19 protein-coding genes and 1 pseudogene are annotated in these 22,114 nt (G+C 36.1%); 5 read left to right on the forward strand and 15 right to left on the reverse strand.

All coding sequences use genetic code 11. The annotated features are described in order from the left end of the window. Positions 1-6 precede the first annotated feature (6 nt). The 7 genes from menH to BCR21_RS13925 all read right to left on the reverse strand — a co-directional run bounded on the left by menH (position 7) and on the right by BCR21_RS13925 (position 8,838). Positions 7-837, reverse strand: coding sequence for a 2-succinyl-6-hydroxy-2,4-cyclohexadiene-1-carboxylate synthase (gene menH / locus BCR21_RS13895; protein ID WP_069647058.1), 831 nt, complete (start codon positions 835-837; stop codon positions 7-9). Further along, positions 838-2,559, reverse strand: coding sequence for a 2-succinyl-5-enolpyruvyl-6-hydroxy-3-cyclohexene-1-carboxylic-acid synthase (gene menD, locus BCR21_RS13900; protein WP_069647059.1), 1,722 nt, complete (start codon positions 2,557-2,559; stop codon positions 838-840). After that, positions 2,543-3,925 (reverse strand): isochorismate synthase, encoded by a 1,383-nt coding sequence (locus BCR21_RS13905; RefSeq protein ID WP_069647060.1) that lies wholly within the window; start codon positions 3,923-3,925, stop codon positions 2,543-2,545. Before BCR21_RS13905 ends, menD begins: the two co-directional genes overlap by 17 nt. Further along, the gene (locus BCR21_RS13910; protein ID WP_069647061.1) at positions 3,922-5,394 is read right to left on the reverse strand and encodes an o-succinylbenzoate--CoA ligase; all 1,473 of its coding nucleotides are present in this window, start codon (positions 5,392-5,394) and stop codon (positions 3,922-3,924) included. Before BCR21_RS13910 ends, BCR21_RS13905 begins: the two co-directional genes overlap by 4 nt. 18 nt (positions 5,395-5,412) lie before the next feature. Beyond that, complete coding sequence (menB, locus tag BCR21_RS13915; protein ID WP_069647062.1) at positions 5,413-6,228, reverse strand: 1,4-dihydroxy-2-naphthoyl-CoA synthase; 816 nt, start codon at positions 6,226-6,228, stop codon at positions 5,413-5,415. Between the two features lie 476 nt (positions 6,229-6,704). Further along, entirely contained in the window at positions 6,705-8,219 is a 1,515-nt protein-coding gene (locus BCR21_RS13920; protein ID WP_069647063.1) for a zinc ABC transporter substrate-binding protein AdcA, read from the reverse strand. A 235-nt stretch (positions 8,220-8,454) separates the two neighbouring features. Continuing rightward, a complete protein-coding gene (locus BCR21_RS13925) occupies positions 8,455-8,838 on the reverse strand; it encodes a YccF domain-containing protein (protein WP_069647064.1) in 384 nt (127 codons plus the stop codon). Positions 8,839-9,016: 178 nt separating this feature from the next. Here BCR21_RS13925 and BCR21_RS13930 point away from each other — a divergent pair, with 178 nt between their 5' ends. Together BCR21_RS13930 and BCR21_RS13935 are read left to right on the forward strand one after the other, a co-directional pair. After that, positions 9,017-9,361, forward strand: coding sequence for a hypothetical protein (locus tag BCR21_RS13930; RefSeq protein ID WP_069647065.1), 345 nt, complete (start codon positions 9,017-9,019; stop codon positions 9,359-9,361). A 31-nt stretch (positions 9,362-9,392) separates the two neighbouring features. Next, on the forward strand, positions 9,393-9,764 hold the full coding sequence (locus BCR21_RS13935; RefSeq protein WP_069647066.1) for a PaaI family thioesterase: 372 nt from the start codon (positions 9,393-9,395) through the stop codon (positions 9,762-9,764). A gap of 69 nt (positions 9,765-9,833) precedes the next feature. On the opposite strand, the gene BCR21_RS13940 is transcribed toward BCR21_RS13935, so the two are convergent. Then, positions 9,834-10,265, reverse strand: a complete 432-nt coding sequence (locus BCR21_RS13940; protein ID WP_069647067.1) for a hypothetical protein — start codon at positions 10,263-10,265, stop codon at positions 9,834-9,836. 141 nt (positions 10,266-10,406) lie between these two features. Next, a pseudogene (locus tag BCR21_RS16710) lies at positions 10,407-10,604 on the reverse strand (DNA gyrase C-terminal beta-propeller domain-containing protein); the annotation flags it as partial. A gap of 195 nt (positions 10,605-10,799) precedes the next feature. On the opposite strand from BCR21_RS16710, the gene BCR21_RS17050 reads away from it, so the two are divergent. Next, a complete protein-coding gene (locus tag BCR21_RS17050; RefSeq protein WP_167351791.1) occupies positions 10,800-10,964 on the forward strand; it encodes a hypothetical protein in 165 nt (54 codons plus the stop codon). A gap of 589 nt (positions 10,965-11,553) precedes the next feature. On the opposite strand, the gene gyrA is transcribed toward BCR21_RS17050, so the two are convergent. From gyrA to yaaA, 4 genes are read right to left on the reverse strand one after another with little or no spacing between them, the layout of a single operon-like run. Continuing rightward, complete coding sequence (gene gyrA / locus BCR21_RS13945; protein ID WP_069647068.1) at positions 11,554-14,073, reverse strand: DNA gyrase subunit A; 2,520 nt, start codon at positions 14,071-14,073, stop codon at positions 11,554-11,556. A gap of 19 nt (positions 14,074-14,092) precedes the next feature. Next, complete coding sequence (gene gyrB / locus BCR21_RS13950; RefSeq protein ID WP_069647069.1) at positions 14,093-16,042, reverse strand: DNA topoisomerase (ATP-hydrolyzing) subunit B; 1,950 nt, start codon at positions 16,040-16,042, stop codon at positions 14,093-14,095. Next, positions 16,039-17,166, reverse strand: coding sequence for a DNA replication/repair protein RecF (gene recF / locus BCR21_RS13955; RefSeq protein WP_069647070.1), 1,128 nt, complete (start codon positions 17,164-17,166; stop codon positions 16,039-16,041). Before recF ends, gyrB begins: the two co-directional genes overlap by 4 nt. After that, entirely contained in the window at positions 17,153-17,395 is a 243-nt protein-coding gene (gene yaaA / locus BCR21_RS13960; RefSeq protein WP_069647071.1) for a S4 domain-containing protein YaaA, read from the reverse strand. Before yaaA ends, recF begins: the two co-directional genes overlap by 14 nt. A gap of 288 nt (positions 17,396-17,683) precedes the next feature. Between yaaA and BCR21_RS13965 the strand changes: the two genes are divergently transcribed. Both BCR21_RS13965 and BCR21_RS13970 read left to right on the forward strand, forming a co-directional pair. Further along, positions 17,684-17,992, forward strand: a complete 309-nt coding sequence (locus tag BCR21_RS13965; RefSeq protein WP_069647072.1) for a PadR family transcriptional regulator — start codon at positions 17,684-17,686, stop codon at positions 17,990-17,992. 9 nt (positions 17,993-18,001) lie between these two features. After that, positions 18,002-18,604, forward strand: coding sequence for a DUF2812 domain-containing protein (locus tag BCR21_RS13970; protein ID WP_069647073.1), 603 nt, complete (start codon positions 18,002-18,004; stop codon positions 18,602-18,604). Positions 18,605-18,716: 112 nt separating this feature from the next. Here the strand turns inward: BCR21_RS13970 and dnaN are convergent, their stop codons facing one another. Beyond that, entirely contained in the window at positions 18,717-19,847 is a 1,131-nt protein-coding gene (dnaN, locus tag BCR21_RS13975) for a DNA polymerase III subunit beta (RefSeq protein WP_010766631.1), read from the reverse strand. 200 nt (positions 19,848-20,047) lie between these two features. Then, entirely contained in the window at positions 20,048-21,391 is a 1,344-nt protein-coding gene (dnaA, locus tag BCR21_RS13980; protein WP_069647074.1) for a chromosomal replication initiator protein DnaA, read from the reverse strand. Positions 21,392-22,114 lie beyond the last annotated feature (723 nt).

Consider the following 22,114-nt stretch of genomic DNA (forward strand, 5'->3'; position numbering starts at 1 on the left):
TGTAGTTTATCTTTTTTCCGAGGAGCTAGATAAAAACGTATAGACAACTTCTCCAACTATTTCTGGTTTCTCCAAATGAACACAATGACCAGCATCACTTACGACTTCAATAGACATATCAGGTTGCTTTTCCTTCATACTTTGGGCTATGTGCTGAAATTTAAGGTCTAATTCCCCCACTATCAACAATGTAGGACTTTTTATTTTGTCCAACTCTTGCCAAAAATCAGGCTGAACTCCTGTACCCATATACCATAAACTACAGGCCAACCCAAATGCTTGTTGAGATAATCGTTCTTGACGAAGTGTTTCCTGAATTTTCGAGGATAGTCGTTTTTGGCTATCAAAAAGGGACAGTTTTTCCCATTTATCAACGAAAGCTTCCATAGGGTGACTCATGATAAACCCAGCTAGCTGTTCATCAGAGCGTTTGCGCATCATTCGCTCCGACATCCTCTGTAAACCAGGAGAACCACTCTCTAAGACCAGTTGATGAATCTTTTGAGGAAATAGGCATGTAAATCCTAAAGCTACTCTAGCGCCCATTGAATAGCCTAATAAAGAAAATGAAAGTATCCCTAATTTTTCGGTCAATAACGCAATGTCCTGACACAAGCAATCCATCTGATATCGATAGGGATGAACATAACAATCCGTTTGACCATGACCAATTAAATCAATCACTAAAATATTTCTATCACTTTCTTTTTGAAAAACTGGAGCAAACGTTTGGCTTGTTCCAGTAAAGCCATGAAAACAAACCAATGTTGGTCTATTTGACTCATAGCCAGATAACCATTCATAATAATACATTACACCATTTATATTTGTTTTCATTTATTTTTTCCCTAGCTTTTTTTTCAGTCCATCAATGACTTTTTCATATAACAACACATTTTCCTGACGGTCACCTACAACTTCAATCAGTTGGAACTTAGGTTGCTTTTGTGTGGCTTCCAGCAACAGCTCTAATTGTTCTAAGGTCTCTGCTTTTACGTATTCAGCGCCATATAATTGAGCAACTAAAGAAAAATCTAAATCGATCGGTGTACCAAAAATCGGTTCAAAATCCTCTACTTTCAATTGGCGTTGTGAAAGAAAAGAAAAAATGCCGCCACCATTATTATTTAATAAAACAATCGTTAATGGCAAATTATATCGTTTGGCCAGCAATAAGCCATTCATATCATGATACATAGCCAAATCACCGATTAACAATACATTTTGACGGTCTGGGTTTGTCGCACACATTCCCAAGGCAGTTGAGATAATGCCATCGATTCCATTGATTCCTCGATTACCAAATAAATGATAATGATTGCCTTTAGGCGTTGAAAATCGGTCTAAAAAGCGAATCGCATTGCTGTTTGAAACAAACAATTGACCATTTTTCGTCATTTTTTTATGCACTAGAATACTTGCAGAGGTTTCATTTAGTGTCTTCATTTCGCTAAGTTCAGTTAATTGTTGTTCTGTTTTTTCCTGCCAGTCGATCCATTGATTACGCCATGAATCTGCGGTTCTTGTTTTAATTTTACCAGTAATTTCCTTAGCAAAAGTTTGTTCTTCTGCCTGGATAGCAACCTGTGTTTGTTTTAATTGATCTTGCCACTCACCCGTTTCATCAACGAAGTAGATCGTTGTTGTCTCATTAAGAGATTGTAGCCAGAGCATCGTATTTTTTGAAATTGGCAACATTCCAAATCGTATCACCACTTCTGGATATTGGATCATTTCAACTTCTTGGATAAATAAGTCAGCATAACTCATAATCAAAGGACTCTCTTTACTACCCGAAGTGATATTTGCCAAGGGATCACTAAGAATCGGCCAATTTAACATTTCTGCTAATTCAATAAATATTTTGGCTTCTTCTGGTGTGTGGCTTCCACCAACAACTAAAACACCTTTTTTCCCTTGCCATACATCGACACACTCTGCTAGTTGTTCCTCTGACAACTGCTTTTTACCCGCGAAGATTTCGGTTGTTTTTTCAGTGACCAATGATTGATTTAAATCAGGTAATAACGGCTCTCGCAATGGGAAATTCAAATGAACTGGACCTTTGGGTATTTGGCAAGCGGTATCTGTTGCACGCATTCCTTGCCAATAGGCATAATCCAGCATCACCTTCGTTCCTTCTGGAATCGCCATTTCTATAAATTCCTTTACATGATTTTGGAACAAATGAAACTGATCCATCGCTTGAGGCGCACCAACTTGCCGTAATTCGTGGGGCCGATCCGTTGTCAAAATAATCAATGGAATATGACTAGCGTTAGCTTCACAAATCGCTGGATAGTAATTTGCTGCGGCTGTTCCTGATGTACATAATAAAACAACCGGCTTAGTACTTGCTTTACTCAATCCTAAAGCAAAAAAAGCTGCCGAGCGTTCATCTACTTCAATGAATGTCTCTATTTGTGCTTGTCGATGTAACAATAATGCTAATGGTGTGGAACGAGAACCAGGACTTATCACAGCTTGCTCTACTCCACTGCTGATCATCCCTTCAACAAAGGCTTGTAAATAATTTGTCATTTCACTTTGATTTGTCATGATCGTCCCCACCTACTCCTCTTAACATCGGTTGAAATTTAATTTTTGTCTCAATTCTTTCTTGCTCTGCTTGAGAATTTTTCACAATACCACATCCAGCATATAAGTAGCCGATTTTCTCAGAAAATACAGCCGAACGAATCCCCACCGCAAATTCCCCTACATCTTCTTTGATAGCGACCCAGCCGATTGGCGCGCCATACAATCCTCGATCTAACTGTTCATGCTCTTTAAGCCATGCCAAAGCGAGTTCCTTTGGTTCTCCGCCTAATGCGGGTGTTGGATGTAATTGCTGAATTCCTTTCAAGAATCGATACGCTTTTTGACGTTGGCCTTCAATCGGTAAATGTAAATGCTGAATATCGCGATTCTTTAATAATTCTGGTTTCTGAGTCTCTATGGAAGTTCCTGTCATCTTTTCTAATTCTTTGATGATTCTATCGACAACAATTTTGTGCTCTTGTTTATTCTTCATATCATTTAATAAATAGTTACCCAGCGCATCATCTTCCGTCTCCGTTGTTCCACGTGAAACAGAACCAGCGATGCTTGCCGTTGAAAAAGTCTTTTTAGAAGCTTTTAATAAACGTTCCGGCGTAGCACCGATAAAGACATGTTCATCCGCTTCAAACACAAAAAAGTACGTATTGGTTTGCTGTTGTTGAAGATTCTTTAAAATGATATCTGCTTGAAATGGACGATCGCTTTTCACTTCCATCCGTCTTGCCAACACAACTTTCTCTAAAGGTCCTGCTTCTCGTAGTTTTGCTACAGTTTCGTCAACGACCGTCATCCATTCTGAAACGGCGATTTCTTCCGCTTTTATTTGCACAGTTTCTTTTTTTTCAATCAGCTGAGTAGCCATTACTTTAGCAAATTGTGATGTGAGCTCCAACCACTTTTGCTGTACTATTTCTTTATTTTCTGCACTGAAATTCAGCGTAAGATACTGTTTTCCAGCGGTTTCTGTCAATAAAAAGGTCGGCAAATAAAACAATCCTTGTTCCATAATTCCCCAGTCATTTTGTTCAGAATATTTGCTATCAAAAGCAAATCCTCCAAATAAAATAGCACCTGTTCCAGGAATAGAATGGTTTTGATAAATTTTATCTTTTTCTCCTAAAATAAATGTATCTACTTGTTCAAATGAAGCTTGATCATGCGCTAATTCTTTTTCTTTGCCGAAACCGACTAGCGTAAAATTATTGTCAGGTGTTTGCCAATAAAAACGTTCACCTTTAAAAGCTTTTTGTCCCTTCTCAAAAGAAGTACGCAAAGAATCTGTATTTTCATTTATTTCTTTGACCCAGCTAAATTGACGATAACCATTTTCATAAGCTTGTTCTAATTCTTTAGGAATGCTCATTTGCTTAAAAAAGCCTCCCTTTCTCTTGTTGTTAAGCGATGTTTCGCTAATTTCCCGCTAGCGGTTCTAGGTAGTGAATGGCACAGGTAGATCCGTTTAGGCAGTTTATATTTTGCTAAATAGTTTTTAGCAAAGGTATTTATTGTTTCGGTTGTGATCGTTGATTCTCCGACAATGTAAGCCACAGGAACAGCACCCCATTTTGCGTCGGCTTCACCAACTACAGCAACTTCTTTTACCCCAGGAAACTCTTGGAGTATGTGCTCGATTTCTGTAGGATAAATATTTTCGCCGCCTGAAATGATCAACTCACTTAAACGGCTGACTAAATACAGATATCCTTCATCATCTAGATACCCCATATCACCTGTTTTAAACCAGCCATCTGCTGTCCATTTTACCGTTTGCCATTGTTCGCCATTTAAATATGTACGAACGATATTCTTTCCTTTTAATAGAATCTCTCCAACTTCATTTGGGGGCACTCGTTTTGCTTGTCCATCAACGATTTTGATTGCTATCCCCATCAATGGTTTACCCGCAGAACCAATTTTATTCGCCGCATCTTCAAAGCTTAATGCCACGACTTGAGAGCAGGTTTCGGTCATTCCATATGATTGGATCACAGGAATACCATAGCTTTCACATTTTTCCAACGCTTTAGGAGAAATTGGTCCGCCGCCAAGTAACATCGCTTTGAAATTTGGGCTATAGCCCTTCTTAGGATAGTTTTCCAGTAGTTCTTGCAACATAACAGCCACAACGGATATCACGGTCCCCCGACCTTCAGCTAGATCATTTGTCACTAATTTTGCGTCAAACTTACTATATAAACGGAAACTGCAACCCAACACTAATTGGCGAATGATGATCGACAACCCGCTAATATGAAATAAAGGTACTGGACACAGCCAGCAATCTTCCGCTGTAATCTTCATATTTTCTTGTGTTGCCAAAGCACTAGCCAAATGATTACTGAAACACTGTACGACGCCTTTAGGATTTCCTGTCGTACCTGATGTGTACATAATCGAAGCCATAGCATTAAGTTGATAGATAGAGTCTATTTCAGTTGCTAATGCTACTTTAGTACCTTCTGGCTCTATCATTTCAATTAGGGTTAATTGCTTCAACTCAGTAAAAAATGGCAAACTTTCAGTAGAAACCACCACCAGATTCACCTTTGCATCGGTCAATTGGTAGTGGAGTTCCTGTAAGCTTAAATGTGTATTTAACAAAACTAGCTCTTTACCTAATTCCCACAAAGCTAAAATCGAAAAATACATTTCTTTTGAGTTACGGCTAAATAGAGCAACTCGTTTTTCTTTAGCCGATATCTTTAACGAAAACGATGCTGTCCATTGCTTAACTTCTTTAGCGACCTCTGCAAATGACCATACTTCATCCTGCCAATAAAAAGCAGGATGATCAGGTCTTTCATTTACTTGTTTTTGGAGCCAACTACTCATGTTTTTCACCCTTTTATTTTATGGAAATTTAGGGAATTGGTCGAAATCAGGATCACGTTTTTCTTTAAACGAATCGCGTCCTTCTTTGGCTTCATCCATTGTGTAATAAAGCAACGTTGCGTCTCCCGCTAATTGCTGAATTCCAGCCAATCCATCTGTATCAGCATTTAGAGATGCTTTGATCATACGTAAAGCAAGCGGACTTTTCTTCAACATTTCTTCTGCCCACTCCATTGTAACATCTTCAACATCTGCTAAAGGTACAACTGTGTTGATCCAACCCATATCCAACGCTTCTTCAGCTGAATATTGTTTGCATAAGAACCAAACTTCTTTGGCTTTTTTATGACCGACCACACGAGCTAAGTAGCCAGAACCGTAACCTCCATCAAAACTACCGACATTTGGTCCAGTTTGACCAAATTTAGCGTTATCCGCTGCAATTGTAAGATCACAAACAAGTTGAAGTACATTTCCGCCACCGATCGAATACCCTTTGACCATTGCAATAACAGGTTTTGGAATCACACGAATCAAGCGTTGTAAATCTAGTACATTTAAACGAGGAACACTATCCTCACCTATATATCCGCCATGTCCACGAACTTTTTGGTCTCCGCCTGAACAAAATGCTTTATCTCCTGCACCAGTTAAAATAATTACGCCGACATCTTGTTTATCACGGCTGATGTTAAATGCATCGATCATTTCCATGACAGTTTTTGGTGTAAAGGCATTGTGTACTTGAGGGCGATTGATGGTGATTTTCGCGACTTTGCCTTCTTGTTCAAATAAAATTTCTTCGTATTCTTTGATCGTTGTCCAGTTTCTCATGAGGAAACCTCCTTATAATTTTAAAAGCTGAGCAGGCTCATTCAACCTCGACAGGAAAATAAGAAATATTGACTGAGGTGCTTTTTACCGAAAGGCTAGCCCGTAAAGCTAGATAATTCAAAAGCGGAGCTGATTGTTTTCAATGTTTCTATTATACACAAATATAGAAATTTTAGAATGATAGACGGTTTAGAGAGTGGTGAAATTGAATGGAAATTTACTACAAAAAATAGAAGAGTTACAAAAGAAATTAAAAAATCAAGGCTTTTAAATAGACTGATACGCTGCTCTTTCTTAACGCTTTGCAATTAAATTTAAAACAAAAAATCCCACGAAACCACGTTATGAAATGTTACTCAATGTACTGAAAACACATATATCCATGGTTATAATTAGAAAAAGAACTAAACATACCCCCATCCAAAATCTCAACTAGCCGATTTTGGATGAGGTAAATTTAACTATTTACATCGCTATCAATGCGCTAACATCTCTTGTGCAATATCAAATCCAGTCATACCAACAGGATAGTACGTCGGCCAATTATCCATTTCCTCTAATAATTTTTGCTGACTTTCGTTGCCAAAATAGATATGGAAGTGTGCTGCTTTTGATGGCGCAATTCTATGATCTGAAAATTGAACATACTTATATGGCGTATCTTCCGTTGCTTCAAACAAAAAGCGAACCCCACGATTTCCTGCTTTGTAAGTTAAGATTTCTTTTCCTACATATTTATATTTAGATGAGTATTTTTTATCACCCACTATAAATATCATACTATCCTTACTAATATCGATTCGATCCACATCCGTTTGATAGCCTTTTTGATAATAGTCTTTGTATTCTTCTGCAGTCATTTTTTTCGTTAATTTCTCTTTATAATCAAACACTTGGTCAAACGTGCCCTCTTCCAAATAAGGGAATACTGATTGCCACTCACCTGCATAATCAGAAAGGTCACGATCTTTAACATCCTTATCATCAAAATAGCCATTTGAGATAGTTTTGTTTACTGTCGGCTCAGCTACTTCTTTTTTAGGCGTAACGTCCGTTGATTTTATGAGTGCCTCTAAATTCTCTTTCATTACACTGATATACGTTTTACCGGCTTTCGTATCCTCTTTGGTAAGACCTTCTAATGGATTTAAGACAAGCAATTCAACACCTGCTTCGTTTGCCAAGGTTTTCGCTACTCGGTCATTTGCATTTTCTTCAAAATAGATATAGTTGATTCCTGTTTCTTCAACTAACTTTTTCAGTTCTGCAATTCGTGAAGGTTTTGGTTCTTGATCTGGAGAAATCCCTGCGATCGGTACTTGTTTTAAGTTATAATCTAAAGCCAGATAAGAAAAAGCCGTATGTTGAGTAATAAAATTCTTTTGTTTGGCATTCAGCAACTTTGATTTGTATAACGAATCAAGCTCTGTTAATTGTTTGATGTAAGCCGCCGCATTTTTTGTAAATATCTTTTTTTGTTCTGGAAACTGTTTAATCAATCCATCTCTGATCGTCTCAACTTCTTTGATTGCTCGAAAAGGACTCAACCATAAATGAGGATCATAGTCATGAGAATGCCCGTCGTGATTTTTCTCAGCAGAATGGTCATGATCTTTACCCCCAGGTAAAAGAACCATTCCTTCACTTGCTTTGATACTGGTCACATTCTTTAGTGATTTCTCCATCTTAGGAACCCATGTTTCCATATATTCACTATTGTAAACAAAAGCATCTGCGTCTTGTAAGTTAGCGATATCTTTTGCAGAAGGTTCATAATCATGCGCTTCAGTTCCAGCAGGTACCATTGAAGTGACATCTCCACTATCTCCGACAATATTTCTTGTAAATTCATACATTGGATAAAAAGAAGTGACAATTGTCAGCTTTTTTTTGTCTTTATTCTTTATTTCAGTTTTTGGTTTAGTACAAGCAGTTAAAATAACCGTTAGTAAAAATAAACCTGTAATAATAAGTGTTAACTTCTTTTTCATCCTTAATCTCCCCAATCACTTTATTTATGATCTACTGCAAAAAAATGCATTATTGTGATGAATTTAATCGTTCATCTGACCGCTCCTTTCCGATTCGCATAACCTAAAACGTAATTATTACGTTTTATCCACGTGAAAATATAACAATATTTTTTATCGATGTCAAGAGACAAATAAAAGACCAAAAAAAAACAATTACGTTTTTTTGGTCTTTATATCATTCTATTTTTTTATATTATTCCATATAAGTACTATTTGTAGACACAATCTGTGCACCAAACGGCATCAACGCTAGCTTAGCTAATTTAAATGACTGCATACCAAACGGAATTCCAATGATCGTCACACATAAAAGAATTCCACTGATACAATGTCCTACCGCTAACCAAAATCCGCTGAGAACCAGCCAAAGAATATTCACTAAAAACGAACTCGTACTTGTGCTATAAACAACTCTTTTACCAAACGGCCAAAAACTCAATCCTGCAAGCTTGAAACACTGTAACCCAATTGGGATTCCAACAATCGTAATACACCAAAGAACTCCAGCTAAAAGCCAAGCTAAACCACCAGCGAAACCGCCAAAAATAAACCAAATAATATTTCCAAGACACCCCATAAATGAACCTCTACTTTCTACTTAAATTTATAAAAATAAATTATACTACAAAAGTACAAAACATAAACTCACTCGAAGTACAAATTTACTAAATCATATGAATTTTCTTGTGAACTTTTAAAAACTTAGTTACTATTATTATTAAGAACCTCATGATTAATCACAAAGGAGAGATTTTATGAGCACAGCAATCGTAGTTTATCAAAGTACACCAATGTTTGGAAAAAGTACGTTACCAGACGGAAATATCCTAGGTACGTTTAAACAAAATAAACTAGTAACAAAGTTGAATCAATCGTTGGAAAAAAGAAATAGTCACTGGATCGCTGTTCTAGACGATTCAATAGCAGATATTGACGTGATCGCTCAGGAAGCAGATGCCATTATTTGCGTTCCAGGCTTGCAAAAACAGTTTGAACTAAAAGATTACCCCAAAGAAAAAGTATTCTACTTTGATTCTTTAAGTTATCATGATTTAGCACTGGATAAAGTAATTGATTTTCTAGAATCGATTCAACAATAATTTTCCTAGAAAAATGAGAGGATTGATTTTCGTGCATTTATTAGATTATTTAAAAATCGAAACAACTGAACTATCTAAAGAAAAAGTTATTCTAAAAATGAACATTGAAGATTTTCATAAACAACCTTATGGCGTTTTACATGGAGGAATGAATGGGGTTTTGATTGAAACAGCTTGCAGTTTAGGCGCTAATGAACAACTGGATGAGAATTCTTATGCAGTTGGAGTAGATCTTCAAATCAATCATCTAAAAAGTGTCCCAAATGGAACCTTAACAGTGATTGCGACAGCAAATCGTGTCGGACAAGCAATTCAAGTTTGGGAGGGCAACGTATTTAATGACGCTGGGGAACTAACAGCTGTTGGGCGCTGTACGTTAATGGGTAGAAAATTTGAAAAGTAAAGAGAATCATTGGCGAGACAAAAACAGCTTATTACTTGGAGTTAACGCTTTTGCCTCGACCACTTTCAACTAGATTATTTCACCTGTAATTACTTTCAAATTCATCAGTAAAGAGGTCATTATATCCAATTCTCGTTGATCTACTTCTGAATATTTTTGATTTAAAATTTTTTCTCTTTCTTTTTTTACGAGTAAATACATTAAATTCAATTCCTCTGAAGTTAAATTTGATAAATAAACATGATTCGGTTCAGAGTATGCAAATGCTTCTATTTCGAATGTTTCCGGATTTCTCTTTAGACTCGTTCTGATCTGAAAACCATTTGAGAAAGTGATCATCTCAACATAAAGATACTCTGAAAAAGTAATCGGTCTACGTTCATAAACAGTCGTTTTTCCTCCAAATATTTCCAGTATATTTTCAATAAAGTTAGATAATGCCGTTCCAATATTTAATTGCTTTGAAAAAGTTTTAGATAGTAATAATTTTTCTTGTGTCATCATTTTACCTCTCACTTCTTATTACTCTTATTATAATCATACTTTTTTTCAAAACAAAGCAAAACGATATTATGTTTTTTTTAAATATACAAACTATGCAAAAAAGAACATCTCAGCATTCCGCTGAAATGTTCTTTTTATTTATTCTTCCGTCGTTGTATCTGTTTCAATTGTTTCAGTTTCAACAACTGTTGTTTCTACACCTTCAACTTCTTCAACGATTTCATCTGGCTCCGGCTCTACAACCGCCATCGTCACAACTTTTGCATCCTCTTCCATTCTCATCAAACGAACCCCTAATGTAGCGCGTCCTGTTTGAGAAACTGAATCGACATTGAAACCAGAAAACTTTATATTAAATTACCAATTAAACTCTTTAAGCATTGTAATTCTTACCAAGAGATGTTAAACTTGTATAAAAATCTGAATATTCAGAAAAAAAGAGCGAAGTATTTATGTGTGCTTTAATTATTTTAAATTTTAAAAAATGCAAGGTTAGGCTTACATAAAATAATAGTGGACGGAGCTTTTATTATGAATTCGTCAATAATTGATTTATCTCCTAAGATATTAAAACTTGTGACTTTTTTATTTATTTTCTTAATTGCAGGAAATATTTTGATGGATTTGATTTATAAAAAAGATATTGATACTGGAAATATCTTCTGGATGATTATTTTACTATTTTTCATTAATTAACAACAAATGTAAACTAAAATATTTTAGATATTGGAGGAAAATTTTATGGAGAAGTTCAATTCTTTAAACACATATTGAAGCTAAGTATGACTTACTTGATTCAGATAAAATGTATGATACAAATGGTGCTTAAACTATTGTAATTGCTGGTATTGTCTTTGTTGGTTGGAAAGCAGCCGCTTAGGCTTTTGGAATGGGTATCATGATAATAAAAAATAAGTAGACTGTAGGTGATTAGTATGCTTAAAATATTAAATAAAAATATTAATTTATGGACATTTTCGTACAGTATCGTTTTAATAGTGTCTCTTTTAATTATTGGCTTACAAATAATTTATTATTTTGTTTATGGTAGCAAATTTTTAGATAAATATACTTTAATCGGCTTTGTATTATTAACCTTCTCATACTATAATTTATTTTTAAAATAATTTATGGATCGTTAGGTATCTTAGCAAAGAAAGAATTACAATATATCCATAGAAATTAGAACATTTAGCCTGTACTACACAAAGTTACATGTTCTAATTTTTTCTTGCTAAAAAACCTCGTTTCAGTCTAATGTTGACTGAAACGAGGTTCTTACTTTTTATTCTTCCGTCGTTGTATCTGTTTCAATTGTTTCAGTTTCAACAACTGTTGTTTCTACACCTTCAACTTCTTCAACGATTTCATCTGGCTCCGGCTCTACAACCGCCATCGTCACAACTTTTGCATCCTCTTCCATTCTCATCAAACGAACCCCTAATGTAGCGCGTCCTGTTTGAGAAACTGAATCGACATTGAAACGAATAATGACACCTTTATTGGTAATCACTAGAATATCTTCATCACCGCGAACGGTAGTAAGTCCTGCTAGTGGACCATTCTTCGGTGTGATATTGGCTGTCTTGATCCCTTTACCACCACGGCCCTTCACAGGGTACTCAGAGGCTTTTGTACGCTTACCGTAACCATTTTCCGTCAACACTAGAACTTCCGTGTCAGCGTCGAGTAAAGAGGCTCCTACGACGTAATCTTCTTCTCTTAGACGAATACCACGCACACCTGATGCTGTACGGCCCATATCACGGACTGCTGTTTCAGCAAATGTCACAGAATAACCATTATGCGTTCCGATGATCATGTTTTGTTCGCCATTTGTTAAGACAACATTGACTAGCTCATCCTCTTCTTTTAGACCGATTGCGATCAAACCATTGCTTCTAATATTAGAGAATGCTTTGACTGCTGTACGTTTAACAGTACCTTTACGGGTCGTGAAGAATAGATAATGTCCTTCTTCTGCTTGTCCTTCAACAGCGATGATCGCTTGGATCTTCTCACTAGAATCAATACCTAGCATGTTGATCACAGGGATTCCTTTAGCTGTTCTGCCGTATTCAGGAATTTCATATCCTTTAGCACGGTAGACTTTACCGTTATTCGTAAAGAATAGTAACGTATCATGAGTTGAACAAGAAACTAGGTTTTTCACGAAGTCATCATCATGAACGCCCATTCCCTGAACACCACGACCACCACGGCGTTGTGCTCTAAATTCACTGTTCGCTAAACGCTTGATATAGCCATTGTTTGTTAGTGTAATAACAACTTCAGCTTCTTCGATCAAGTCTTCATCTTCTAAACTTAGGACTTCACCCACTAATAATTCAGTGCGGCGAGCATCGCCATATTTATCATGAATCTCACCTAATTCTGTTTTGATGATCTCAACGACACGTTCTGGTCGAGCTAAGATATCATTCAAATCAGCAATGAATTTCAATAATTCTTGGTACTCATTTTCGATCTTATCGCGTTCCAAACCTGTCAAACGGCGTAAACGCATATCCAAAATCGCTTGTGCTTGACGATCTGAAAATTCAAAACGTTCGATCAAAGAAGCTTTCGCTTCATCATCTGCTTTTGAATTTCGAATAATTGCAATGATCTCATCAATGTGATCTAAAGCAATTCGCAAACCTTCTAAGATATGAGCACGTGATTCTGCCTTTTTCTTATCAAATTCTGTACGGCGTGTAATAACTTCTTTTTGGTGCTCTATATAGTTTTCAAGAATTTCTTTCAGACTTAGAATCTTAGGAATCCCTTTTTCGATTGCTAACATATTAAAACCAAAAGAAGTTTGTAATGCAGTCATTTTATAAAGGTTATTCAAGATAACAGAGGCACTGACATCGCGACGAACGTCAATGACGATACGCATACCTTCACGAGAAGATTCATCACGTAAATCAGTGATTCCTTCAATCCGTTTTTCACGATGTAATTCTGAAATTCGTTCGATCAAACGCGCTTTGTTGACCATATATGGCAACTCAGATACTAAGATACGTTCTTTACCATTCGGCATATCAACGATCTCAACTTTAGCACGAATCGTAATTGATCCTCGACCTGTTTCATAGGCGCGGCGAATTCCTGATTTCCCCATAACTAAACCACCTGTAGGGAAATCTGGTCCAGGCAATACTTCCATTAACTCATTCGTTGTCGCTTCTGGATTTTCCATCAGCAAGCTTGCAGCTTCGATAACTTCAGCTAAATTATGAGGCGGAATATTTGTTGCCATCCCAACAGCGATCCCTGTTGTTCCATTCACTAAAAGGTTAGGGAAACGTGCTGGCAGTACATCTGGTTCTTGTTCTGAGTCATCATAGTTTCCATGGAAATCAACTGTATTTTTATTGATATCACGAAGCATTTCCAACGCAATTTTACTCATTCTAGCTTCAGTGTAACGCATTGCAGCAGCGCCATCACCATCGACAGAACCGAAGTTTCCATGTCCATCAACGAGCATACTGCGGTAACTAAAAGGTTGAGCCATCCGTACCATTGCTTCATAAATGGATGAATCTCCATGTGGATGGTACTTACCCATAACATCCCCAACGATACGAGCTGATTTTTTATGTGGTTTATCAGGTGTTACACCTAACTCATTCATTCCGTATAAAATACGACGGTGAACTGGTTTTAACCCATCACGAACATCTGGTAATGCACGAGCCACAATAACGCTCATCGCATAATCAATGAAGGATTCTTTCATTTCACTGGTCAGATTGACGTCTTGAATGTTCTCTTTCATTTCTTCACTCATGAATTTATCTCCTTCTTAATTAAATATCTAGATTTTTCACGTAATGGGCATTTTCTTCAATAAATGCTCGGCGTGGTTCAACACGGTCTCCCATCAACATTTCAAAAATTTGATCGGCTTCGATCGCATCATCGACACTGACGCGTGACATCAAACGTCTTTCAGGATCCATTGTTGTTTCCCATAATTGATGATCATCCATTTCTCCAAGACCTTTGTAACGTTGAACACTTGGTTTTGGACTAGCTGGTAGGTTCTCTAAAACTTGAGCTAGTTCTTCCTCAGCATTTTTCCCTGGTTGAACATAGGTGATATTTTTCCCTTGTTTTACCCCATATAAAGGTGGTTGAGCGATATATACATATCCCGCTTCAACAACTGGGCGCATGAAACGATAGAACAATGTTAACAATAGTGTACGGATATGTGCACCATCGACATCGGCATCGGTCATGATTACTAATTTGTGGTAACGAGCTTTTGATACATCAAAATCAGCCCCAAAACCTGTTCCCATCGCTGTAAATAATGAACGGATTTCTTCATTCGCTAAAATTTTATCCATGCTGGCTTTTTCAACATTCAAGATTTTCCCACGAATTGGTAAAATCGCTTGGAATTCACGGCTACGGCCTTGTTTCGCTGAACCGCCGGCTGAATCTCCTTCGACGATGAAAATTTCACATTTTTCAGGATCTTTACTTGAACAATCGGCCAATTTACCTGGTAAATTACTGATTTCAAGTGCCCCTTTACGACGCGTCACTTCACGTGCTCTTTTAGCAGCCATACGGGCTTTAGAAGCTAGTAGGCCTTTTTCTACAATTTGTTTCCCAACAGTTGGATTTTCCATCAAGAATTTATTGAAATACTCAGAGAACAAACGGTCCGTAACAGTCCGAACTTCTGAATTTCCTAATTTTGTTTTGGTTTGTCCTTCAAATTGAGGTTCTGGGTGTTTGATAGAAATAACAGCTGTTAATCCTTCACGAACATCTTCCCCTGTTAGGTTTTCATCATTTTCTTTCATGATCTTTTGTTTACGAGCGTAATCATTGATTACACGCGTTAATGACGTTTTAAAACCTGATTCATGTGTTCCGCCTTCATACGTATGGATGTTATTGGCGAAACTTAATAAATTGGTGTGGTAACCATCTGTATATTGCATGGATACTTCAACGATGATGTCTTGTTGTTCCCCTTCAATAAAAACAGGTTCTGGGAATAAAACATCTTTATTCGCATTCAAATGTTCTACGTAGCTCTTGATCCCGCCTTCGTAATGAAATTCTTTCAAGACAGGTTTTTCTTCACGTTTATCTTCAATAGAAATTTTTAGCCCTTTATTCAAGAATGCTAACTCTCTAACACGTGTTGCTAATTTATCAAAATTAAAGACAGTTGTCTCTGTAAAAATTTCTGGATCTGGAACAAAATGGACTGTCGTCCCATGACGCTCTGTGTCACCGATCACTTTTAAGTCATCTTTTACAGCACCTTGATGGAATTCTTGGTAATAAATTTTGCCTTCTTTGTAGACTTTTACGTCTAATGTTGTTGATAAAGCATTAACAACAGAGGAACCTACCCCGTGAAGTCCGCCGGAAACTTTATATCCGCCACCGCCAAATTTTCCTCCTGCATGGAGAACGGTAAAGACTGTTTCTACAGCAGGTCTGCCTGTTTTGGCTTGAATACCGACTGGGATTCCCCGTCCATCATCGACAACAGTAATACTGTTATCTTCTTCAATTATTACTTGGATACTTGATGCGAAGCCTGCCAAAGCCTCATCGATCGAATTATCAACGATCTCCCAAACTAAGTGATGCAAACCTTCCGAACTCGTTGATCCTATGTACATACCAGGACGTTTACGAACCGCTTCAAGACCTTCTAATACCTGAATCTGACTGGCATCATATTCTTGTGCACGTTCTTTCATGTTTTTTTCTTCTTCTGTCATATAGATGCTTCCCTCTCTATCTCTCCCTGATGAACATAAAATATATCTGGTTCAACAGTTAATTTATTGTTTAAATGATCCAAACTTGTAGTTGTTAAAAAAGTCTGAACCTTTCCTTCAATCGTTTCTAGCAGGTGTAATTGTCGTTCATTATCTAACTCACTCATGACATCATCCAATAACAACACAGGATATTCTCCTGTTTCTGAATACATTAAATCAATTTCCGCAAGCTTTACGCTAAGAGCTGTGGTTCTTTGTTGACCTTGTGATCCATATGTTTGGACGTTTTGTCCGTTTACATTAAAAATCAGATCATCTCGATGAGGACCTAAAAAGGTATTTGCCTTAAACAACTCACGTTTTCGGTTATCAAGAAGGCTCTGCAGCAGTTGCTTTTGGATCTCTTCTAGTGAAAAATTTTCTTTATCTAACGGGATACTTGAAAAATAATCGATCGCCAATTCTTCTTTTTCATGGCTAATTTTCTTATGCAGTAAATTCGCCCAGTGCTCTAATTTTTGGATAAATTCTAGACGAGCAAACAAGACTTTTCCGCCAAATTCTGCCAATTGTTCAGTCAAAATATCTAAATAAACAAGATCCGACTGTTTTTTTTCAGCTAACTGCTTTAAATATTGATTACGCTGTTTTAAGACAGACTGATATTGAACCAAATCATACAAATAAATCGGATTGACTTGGCCCAATTCCATATCGATAAACTTACGACGTAATTGCGGTGAGCCTTTGACAAGCGAAAGATCTTCTGGCGCAAATAAAATGACATTCAGCTGACCAATGTATGAACTCAAACGCTTTTGTTCAATATGATTGACCTTTGTCTTGCGGCCTTTGTTAGAAATAATGATCTCAAGCGGCACCGTTCCTGTCTTTTTTTCAATAACTCCGCTGATTCTTGCTGAATCAGAATCCCAATGAACCAATTCTTTCTCGTTACTGGTTCTATGACTACGGGTCATCGCTAAAACATAAATACTTTCTAAGAGATTTGTCTTGCCTTGTGCATTTTCCCCTAGAAAAATATTTAAGGTTTTAGGGAAATCTAAGGTCAGCCCATCATAATTACGATAATGCTGCACCTCGATTTCATTCAGTCTCATCGACTACCTCGCCTTTTTTGACCATAAAAAAAGTACCTTCTTCAGGTATTTCGAGCATCATACCAGCATATAATTTTCTACCGCGGCGATTCTCTAATTCTCCATCTACGAATACACTATTATCAGCTAAGTACCATTTGGCAGCGCCGCCACTACTGATAACGTCGACTTCTTTTAAGACTTGACCGAGTGTCATGTAATCTGTTTCTAAAACAATCGTCTTTTTCAAAATGCATCCCTCTTTTTTGTTTTCACTTTTACTCCAATATTATACTCTTTTTTACATCAAAAAACAAATTTATCCGTCTAATTTTGTTTCTAAGCAATTTTGAAGACAATCGACAAAAAATATTCTAACGATTAAAAAAGGCTTAAAATGCATTTTAGGAATAAATTTATAAGTTTTGCCTTATGTAAATTTTTTTTGAATAAATAATTGACTTATACAGTCAACCGATATACAATTCAATTGTACAGTCAAACTGTATATAATAATTATAAAAAAGGTGTACGATAAATGAATATTAACAAGATTCTACCTCTAACAGAAACAACTTTTTATATTATGATGTCACTAATTGAACCTTCTCATGGATATGCCATCATGCAAAAAGTAGAGGAAATAAGTAATGGTCGAGTACGTATTGCAGCGGGCACAATGTATGGCGCAACAGAAAATTTATTAAAGCAAAAGTTGATCAGTGAGGTTCCAGGAGAAGATAAACGTCGGCGCATATATCAATTAACAAATACTGGTAAAAAAGTTTTAATGCTTGAAGTTGAACGATTAAAAGAATTAGTCAAACTTGCGGATCAGTTATTATAGGAGGGACATATGAAAAAAATAAGAATGTTTGTTGACATGAAAAAAGAAGAGCTATATTTACATGAAATGGCTGAACAAGGTTGGGGACTGATAAAATATAGTACGTGGGGAATCTATACATTTGAAAAAATAATACCAAAAAATTTGAATTACAGAATTGATTATCAGATATTCAAAAAGAAAGCTGATTATCTTGCTTACCTAACTTTGTTTGAAGATAGTGGTTGGCAGCATATCAGTGGGACGAAAAGTAGTGGTTTTCAATTTTTTACTCCGTTAAATAGTAAAAATCAAGATTTAGATATTTTTTCAGATACTTCGTCAAGCAACGAACGCTATAAACGGTTATATGATCAAGCTATTTTATGGGCGACATTAATGTTCCTTTATTTCTTTATGTTGCAACCTTCTTTTGAAAAAATATCTTCATGGTACTTAACCTCAAGTATTTGGGAATATACTGGTCTGCAATTGTTTGGAATGATTGTTATGCAAACATTCTTTTTGATCATCCAGATAATGCCAGTGATGTTTTTTATGTTTGGCGCTGTCTACTTTACGATTATGGGAACCAAAACAAAAAAACTTATCAAGAAGTATGAAGCTGGATAATCATTCCTATTTTAATTTTAGCTACAATAAATATAAAAAGAGTGTGTGAAAAACCAAATTTTAGGTTTTTCATACACTCTTTTATCATAAATTTTCAATACTTTTTGTTTTTTTAATTCGTACGAACTGGCGTAATCAACTGAATAAAGTCTAAATCAGTTTCTGTTGGTTCTAACGTAAATGGGCGAATCGCAGAAATAAATTTAACTGTAATACTCATATCACCAAATGCTCGTAAAGCATCTTTCATATAATCCGGATTGAAAGAAATTTCTAGTGGGTCACCAGTTACTTTTTCATAATTTAACGGTTCTTCTACTTTACCGATTTCTGGCGAGTTTCCGTAAAGAACAACAGAATCAGAAGCAATCGCTAAGCGAACGATATTATTGCGACCTTCATGTGACAATAAAGATGCACGATCGATTGCAGATAATAATTCTGGCACATAAAAATCAATTTCAGTATTAAAACTTGTTGGAATCAAACGATTCGTATCAGGATAATTTCCTTCTAACAAACGAGAATAGAAATACATATTTTGTGTTTTGAACAATACTTGGTTTTCCATGATGCTGATTTCGACCATTTCTTCTTCATTCGTAAATGAACGAGAAAGTTCAGTCAAACTTTTTCCTGGAATGACAATATTGAAATTTTCAGCTGCTTGTTCGATTGGAATGATTCGTTGGCTCAAACGATGTGAATCTGTTGCAACAGCTAATAATTTTTGATTTTCTAAAATAAAATGAACACCAGTTAAAATCGGACGACTTTCATGGAGAGAAACAGCAAATCCTGTTTCATTGATAATTTTTGTCAACAGGTGAACGGGTAATTGAATTTGATTTTTAGCATCGATAACGGGCAGGTGTGGATAATTATCTGCATCTAGTCCATTAACCGTAAAGTCAGCTTTTCCTGAAGTAATCGCGACTTGATTATTTTCCAATACTTCTAAGGTGAACATATCTTCAGGTAATTTACGAATGATTTCACCAAAGAAACGTGCTTGTAAAACAATACTACCTGTAGATTCAATTGTCATCTGAGCTTTTTCGTCTTCTTTACTTAGAAAACTTTCAATAGAAATATCTGCATTACTACCTGTTAATGATAACCCTTCGTCAGTTAAAACGATTTTTACACCTGTTAAAATAGGGATAGTTGTTTTAGAAGAAATAGCTCGTTGAACGGTTTGTAATTCTTGTAAGAAGGTATTTCTTTTCACGGTTAATTTCATAATGATTGAACTCCTTTTTTAATTGATTTTAAAAGTATAAATTTTGCTAAGACAGTTTTGTATTTATATATAAATAAATAATAAAAGTAGTAGGTCCTGTTAATTCTGTGGAAAAGTCAGGAAACGAAATAAAAGATAAGTTTTCCACCTGTGCATAACTTGTGGAAAACTTTTTACTATTTCACTTTTTTATCCACAGGCTACGAATTAAGCAAGTTTTTGATTTCGCCAACTTCTTTTTGAATTGTCGGATCTTTTTGCATTAATTGTTGAATTTTTTCATGAGCATGAATAACTGTAGTGTGATCTTTTCCGCCGAACTCGGCACCGATTTTTGGTAGAGAATTTTCGGTCATCTCTCTGGAAAGGTACATCGATATTTGTCTAGGAACAACAATCGATTTCACACGTTTTTTGCCTTTTAGATCTTTTAATTGGATATGGTAATACTTTGCCACTTCTTCTTGGATTTGTAAAATCGACAAATGATTTTGACTACCGACAGATTTTAAAGATTTCAGAGCATCTGCCGCTAGACTAGTTGTAATATCTTCCCCATTGATCGTGGCAAATGCTTGAACTCGGACCAAGGCGCCTTCTAATTCACGAATGTTGGAATCAATTTGGCCGGCGATGTAACTGAGTGTATCGTCAGGAATTTCCAAGCGTTCTGCATCTGCTTTTTTCCGTAAGATGGCAATTCGTGTCTCTAAATCAGGTGGTGTGATATCAACAGAGAGACCCCAAGCAAAACGAGAAACTAAACGCTCAGGTAGCTTTGGAATATCATTAGGCGGCCGATCACTGGTGAGAACGATCTGTTTGTTTTCATTATACAGATCATTGAAGGTATGGAAAAATTCTTCCAATGTTGCTTCTTTCTCAGCTAAAAATTGAATATCATCGACTAGTAGTAAATCAACATTTCGGTACTCTTTTCTAAATTGTTCAGAATTCTTAGTTTGGATCGAATTGATAAATTCATTTGTAAATGTTTCACTGCTGACATATTTTACTTTTGCATCTGGCCGATTTTGCAGCATTTGATGACCAATAGCATGCATCAAATGGGTTTTTCCTAAACCAACACCACCATAAAAGAATAGTGGATTATAGATAGAACCAGGATCTTCTGCTACAACTAAAGCCGCTGCATGAGCCATTTGATTTCCTTTTCCGATAACGAATGTGTCAAAAGAATACTTTGGATTCAATAAAGCTTTTTTCCCATGTTCCGCAATTTTTTCCTGCGTTACAGGGGCTTTTTTTTCTTCTTGAACCGGCATTGTCTCTTTTTCACCAGTAACAACAAAATGAGGCATCACTTCAGCACCAGTCAATTTAAAGCCGGTTTCGACGATTTTTGCGGCTAAATTCTTTTCCCAATAGTCTTTATGAACAGCAGAAGGAACTTCTAACCATAATTGATTATTCTCCAACTTTAGCGGTTGCGTTGTTTTTATCCAAGCATCAAAACTTGGCGCAGACAAAACAGATTGGTAAGTATCTTCTAGATCTTTCCAGAAACTTTCCATATCGGGCATATGGTGACCTCCTTAGTTTAAAAGCGTAGTGCTAGCCCGGTAAGCTAGATAGTGTACAGAAACAATATTTCGTGTGGCTTCGCCTTGTACCAATTAGTATTAACGTATAACTACGTTGTATTTCTTGGCATGTTCAAAGCAAAAGCGTAACGGATTTGTCCAGTTTCGACAGAAAAATAGAAAAAATGAAGCGGACGTTGTTCACCACAATCTTTTTCAAGTCTTTTTTTCCAAATTTAATCGGAAGCTGATCCATAAAACGGAACAAATTTTTCTATATAAAAAATCAGAACAAATATAAATAGATAAGCAAATAGAATTTTAGCATTTTTTTGGAACTTTTTCCACAGGCAAATTGTGAATTGTGGAAAAAAAATTCACAGAGGGTTATAAACTTATCCACAAACAAGAAAAAAACAGTGGATTTCTTTTTGTTATTTTATTTATCCACAGCAAGTTCTGTAAAACAAACCCAAGCAATTCAATCTTTTTAGGAAGTTATGCACAATTGAAAAATCGAATGTGCATAACTTTTTAACAGCCTGTTTTTTTGTGCAAAAGTGTGGAGAAAACTTAAAATGAAATGTGATGGCTGAAAAAACTATCCACAAGCTATCCATAAATTTTTCTCTTTTGTGGATAACTTATTTTGATAAGAAGAATAATTTATTCCAGAAAATTTATTGACAAATCGACCTAATACTAGGTATACTATCAAAGTAT

The sequence above is a fragment of the Enterococcus ureasiticus genome (assembly GCF_001730285.1).
GTDB lineage: Bacteria > Bacillota > Bacilli > Lactobacillales > Enterococcaceae > Enterococcus_L > Enterococcus_L ureasiticus.